Source organism: Pseudoduganella sp. RAF53_2, assembly GCF_052113985.1.
GTDB lineage: Bacteria > Pseudomonadota > Gammaproteobacteria > Burkholderiales > Burkholderiaceae_D > Rugamonas.
Genome location: NZ_JBFRDW010000422.1, coordinates 1 through 5,320, shown reverse-complemented (window position 1 = coordinate 5,320; position 5,320 = coordinate 1). Strand labels below are relative to the sequence as shown.

Sequence of the window (5,320 nt, the reverse complement as noted above, 5' to 3'; positions counted from 1 at the left end):
CCCGCGCCCGAAATCACCACGGAACGCTGGCCAGCAGCCGGCATCGCCTCCACCGCCTGCACCAGTGCCAGCATCGCATCCGGATTATGACCGTAGTCCGCAATCACAGTCGCGCCGCGGTAGTTGAAGATGTTGAAGCGGCCCGGCGCGTTGTGGCTGTCGGTGGTGAAGGTGCGCAGGCCTTTGCGGATCGAATCCCAATCGATGCCCGCCGCCCATGCTGCGGCCACCGAAGCCATGGTGTTCTCTACCTGGAAGCCGATGGTGCCGTTGAACGTGATCGGCACATCCGCCAGCGGAATGCGCTGTTCGAACTTGCCTTCGGCAGCCACCAGTTGACCATCTTCCACATACACCACGCGGCGGCCCTGCGCCTTGTGGGTGGCGACCACGGGATGATAGCGGTCGGCGCCGAAGAAGGTCACCTTGCCGCGGCACTTGGAGGCCATCGCCGCCACGATAGGATCGCAGGCGTTCAGCACCGCCACGCCGTTTTCGTCCACGTTCTGCACGATCACGCGCTTCAGCACCGCCAGGTCTTCCACGGTGGTGATGTAGTTCAGGCCCAGATGGTCGCCCGCGCCGATATTGGTCACAACGGCGACCTTGCRGCGGTCGAAGGCCAGGCCTTCGCGCAGGATGCCGCCGCGAGCGGTTTCGAATACCGCCGCGTCCACGTCCGGATGCGTCAGCACATTGCGGGCGGAGCGCGGACCGGAACAGTCGCCGGAATCGATCTGGCGGCCGTTGACGTACACGCCGTCGGTATTGGTCATGCCCACGCGCAGGCCGGAAGCAGCGATCAGGTGGGCGGTCAGGCGCACCGTRGTGGTCTTGCCGTTAGTGCCGGTCACCGCCACCACTGGAATGCGGCCATCTTCACCGTCCGGGAACATGGCGTTGATGATCGCTTCGCCAATCGGACGGCCCTTGCCGTAGGAAGGCGACAGGTGCATGCGCAGGCCAGGCGCGGCGTTCACTTCCACCACGCCGCCGTTCTGGTCTTCGATAGGACGCAGCACGGAATCGCACACCACGTCCACGCCACAGATATCGAGGCCGATCATCTGCGCCGCTTCCACGGCGCGTGCCGCCACTTCAGGGTGCACATCGTCGGTCACGTCGGTTGCAGAGCCGCCGGTGGACAGATTGGCGTTGTTACGCAGGATCACGCGCTGGCCGTGCGACGGCACGGAATCGGCAGCCAGTCCTTGCAGGGCCAGGCGCGCCAGGGCGATATCGTCGAAACGGATCTTGGTCAGCGAAGTCGCGTGGCCGGAACCGCGGCGCGGGTCGGCGTTCACGATGTCGACCAGTTCGCGCACCGAGTGCACGCCATCGCCCACCACATGCGGCGGATCGCGGCGCGCAGCAGCCACCAGCTTGTTGCCGATGACGAGCAGGCGGAAGTCGTGGCCGGCCAGGAAGCGCTCAACCAGGATATCGTCGCGGAATTCGCGCGCCGCGTTGAAGGCGGCGATGGTTTGTTCGCGGGTCGTCACGTTGACGGTCACGCCCTTGCCCTGGTTGCCGTCCTTCGGCTTCACCACGACCGGCAGGCCAATTTCCTGTGCAGCGGCCCAGGCGTCTTCCGCGCTGTCCACGGAACGGCCGATCGGTACCGGCACGCCGGCGGCGTCCAGCAGCTTCTTGGTCAGTTCCTTGTCCTGTGCGATGGATTCGGCAATCGCGCTGGTGGAGTCCATTTCAGCAGCCTGAATGCGGCGCTGCTTGCTGCCCCAGCCAAAGCTCACCATGGAGCCTTCCGTCATGCGGCGGAACGGGATCTTGCGCGCCACGCCGGCATACACGATGGCGCCGGTGGACGGGCCAAGGCGCACGTCTTCATCCAGCTCGCGCAGCTCGTGCAGTGCGGCAGCCAGGTCGAATGGTGTATCGTCCATGGCGGACTTGATCAGCTTTTCGGCCAGTTCAACCGCCAGGCGGCCCACCGCTTCTTCCGTGTATTCGACCACCATCTGGTAGATGCCATCTTCCACGGTTTGCGTGGTGCGGCTGAAGGTCACCGGGCAGCCCGCTTCGGCTTGCAGACCAAGCGTTGCCAGTTCCAGCACGTGGGCCATCGGGATATTGTCCGCATGGCCGTCCGGCTGCAGCTGAGCCAGACGCGGGAAGCGCTTGCGCAGGCGCACTTCGAAGCCGGAGATCTTGTCTACTGCGCGCTCTTCCGGCGGGCAGGACACGATCGCTTCAACGGCGGTGTGGTGGCTCCACAGATTAGGACCGCGCAGGGCGCGGAGGCGAATGACTTCCATTTAAGGGTGTTCCTGTTCAGTTTTTCTTGGTGTTCCACTCGTAGGTGCGCAGCGCCGCGCCGATCAGGTCCGGCGACAGGCCCATGGCCCACCCGGCGCCAATCGCGGCCAGCACAGCCTCGCGGCTTTCCTCGTGCCCCTTCGGCAGGCAGGACAGCGGCAGGGTCGCGATTTCATCGTTACCTTGCGCCATCACGAAGCCTTTCTCGCTCAGGAAGACTGCACGTTCGCCATCTTCGCGGTGCGCAGCCAGGGCAGGCACTTTGCCATCCAGGCCGTAGAAGATCACGTCGCCGTCGCACAGTTCGGCCAGTTCGGCCACTTGCGCGTCGGATGCGTTCAGCACCGCATGGCCTTCCGGCAGCACCACGTCTACTTGCGTACGCAGCACGTTGTACATCTGTTCCGGGCTGTTGATGTAGAACTCGGCCAGGTCCTCATGCCCCTTGGCGTCRGTCACAATGCCGATGGTGCACTTATCGTAGGAGAAGCCGTCGGTCAGGATCATGCGATTACCGTTGGCGAACACTGCCGCTTCCACGTTCTTGTTCAGCAGCAGGCGCTGGCCGGACTCCCACTCAGCCAGCGGGCCGCGCGCCACGTGGCGGCCGTTCAGGTACACGCCTTCTTCGCAAGCGGTGCCAACATAACGGCCGCTCATTTGCAGCAGCCAGGAAGTCAGACGCGCGATCAGCGCGGTGTGGCGGCTGCCCGCGACGCCGATGATCGGAATGCGGCCATCTTCTTCCGGTGCGAACAGCTGGTCCACGATCGCGGCGCCAACGTTGCGCACCTTGCCACCCGCTGCAGGCTTCAGGTGGGCCAGCAGGCCAGGGCTTGCGTTCACTTCGATGATGGCGCCGCCCTGCTCTTCCAGCGGACGGGAAATGTCTTGCGCGACCAGATCGATGCCGGCGATGTCCAGGCCCACTACGCGAGCGGCCAGCGCAGCCATCTCGGCCACGGCCGGGTGCACATTGTCGGTCACGTCGTTGGCCACGTTGCCGTTCAGCTGAATCAGCACCTTGCGGCCCGCTTCCGGGACGGAATCCGGGGTCAGACCCTGGCGCTGCAGGTCCAGCAGTACCTCTTCGGACTCGCGCGGCTGCACGATATTCAGCGGATGTTCTTCGGTAGTACCACGGCGCGGATCGGTGTTGATCTGGGTATCCACCAGCTCCTGCACGCTCAGCTTGCCGTCGCCATTCACCCACAGCGATTCGCCCATGGAGGCAGCGACTACGCGGCGCCCCACCACCAGCAGGCGGTGCTCGTTACCGAGGATGAACTTCTCCACGATCACGCTCTTGCTGCCGCCACGCGACACGGCGATGTCATAGGCTTGCTTGACGTCGGTTTCGGACATCAGGTTCAACGACACGCCACGGCCATGATTGCCGTCATACGGCTTCACGGCGACCGGCAGGCCGATATCCTGGGCTTCTTCCCATGCCTCGTCGGCGCTCTTGACCAGCGTGCCTTCCGGAATCGGCACGCCTGCCGATTTCAGCAGGTCCTTGGTCATGTCCTTGTCGGAGGCGATGCCTTCGGCAATGGCGGAAGTAAAGTCGGTTTCCGCAGTCCAGATGCGGCGCTGGCGTGCGCCATGGCCAAGCTGGACGAGATTACCATCGGTGAGACGGATATGCGGGATCTTGCGGTCGGTTGCGCCGTCCACGATATTGCTGGTGCTTGGACCGAGGCACAGCGACTCGACCATTTCCGTCAGCTTGGCGACGGTCGCGGCGAGGTCGTAGGGCTGGTCTTCGATGGCAGCCATCATCAGATCCTTGCCGGCGACCAGCGCGGCGCGGCCAACCTGTTCCTGGCGGGTGCGGAACGCCATCTTGTAGATGCCGCTGCCTTCGGCGGTCTGGCGCGTCTTGCCAAAGCCGGTACGCATACCAGCCAGGTTTTGCAGCTCCAGGACCACGTGTTCCAGAACGTGGCCAACGTAGGTGCCGTCGCGCAGGCGTTCCAGGAAGCCGCCGCGCTCGCCGACACCGCAACGGTGTTCCAGCAGTCCGGGCAGCATGGCGGTCAAGCGCTCGTAGAAACCGGGAAGTTTATTGGACGGCAGGTTTTCGAACTCACCGATGTCCAGCCAGGTTTCGATCACAGGCCGATAGGTCCAGATGTTAGGACCACGCAGGTGCGTTGTGCGGAGAAACTCGATATCTTTCTTCTTTGTCATGTTTTTGCTCTACTACCTCTTGCGGTATACTCCGCCCGTCCACTATTTTCCCACTGTTTTGCGATTCTTGCCACTTGGCAAAGCTGTCGCATGGAGCAAGTCACATAATGATAACAAACCAACTTTCCTCTGAACTGAGTTTGACCGAACTGCCGGAAGTCTGGCGCTCCGAAGCTCAGTTGCAGCTTTCTTCAGGGGAAAACGTTTTGAGCGCCCTCGAGGTTGACCTTGACGCCAAGCTACACTTCAACAAAGGTCTGGTTATCCTCACAGAGCGCCGCATTATGGCACGCGCACCGGGGGAAACGGTATGGCGTGACTGGACTTATCGCCGCGGTATGTCGCTCAAACTGCACGATCACGCCGGCGTAGGCCATCTGGAACTGGTCGATGATATGGGCCGTCTGGCGTCCTGGCGCTTCACTCTGGGCCAGAATCTGCTGGCGCAGCGCCTGTCCGAAGCCTTCGTACGCCTGCAGGATGCCTTCGTCAACGGCCAGCCGCCGGTCAAAGTTGAAGATCACTCCTGCCCCACCTGCAAAGCGCCGCTGGAACCGGACCAGGAAGAATGCCCGGTCTGCACCAAGGTGGTTTATACGCCGCCTTCGACCTGGACCCTGTTCCGCCTGTGGCGTTTCGCCAAGCCTTACCGCTGGCCGCTGGGCTTCGGCTTCGCACTGATGCTGCTGTCCACCGGCGCGCACATGATCCCGCCTTACCTCAGTAAGCCGCTGATGGACGATGTGCTCATTCCGTATCAGAACGGCAAACCGGTCGATGTGAAGCTGGTCGCGATGTATATGGCGGGCCTGACCGCATCCGCCGTGCTGGCCTGGATTCTGGGCTGGGG

The 5,320-nt window shown here is 63.1% G+C and carries 2 protein-coding genes and 1 pseudogene; 1 reads left to right on the top strand and 2 read right to left on the bottom strand.

The annotated features are described in order from the left end of the window. Together cphA and AB4Z11_RS21795 are read right to left on the bottom strand one after the other, a co-directional pair. The coding region (gene cphA / locus AB4Z11_RS21800; protein ID WP_442027623.1) for a cyanophycin synthetase at window positions 1–2,276 on the bottom strand (2,276 nt) is incomplete at its 3' end. A gap of 16 nt (window positions 2,277–2,292) precedes the next feature. Beyond that, window positions 2,293–4,470, bottom strand: coding sequence for a cyanophycin synthetase (locus AB4Z11_RS21795; RefSeq protein ID WP_442027621.1), 2,178 nt, complete (start codon window positions 4,468–4,470; stop codon window positions 2,293–2,295). 284 nt (window positions 4,471–4,754) lie between these two features. Between AB4Z11_RS21795 and AB4Z11_RS21790 the strand changes: the two are divergent. After that, window positions 4,755–5,320, top strand: a pseudogene (locus tag AB4Z11_RS21790) (ABC transporter); the annotation flags it as partial.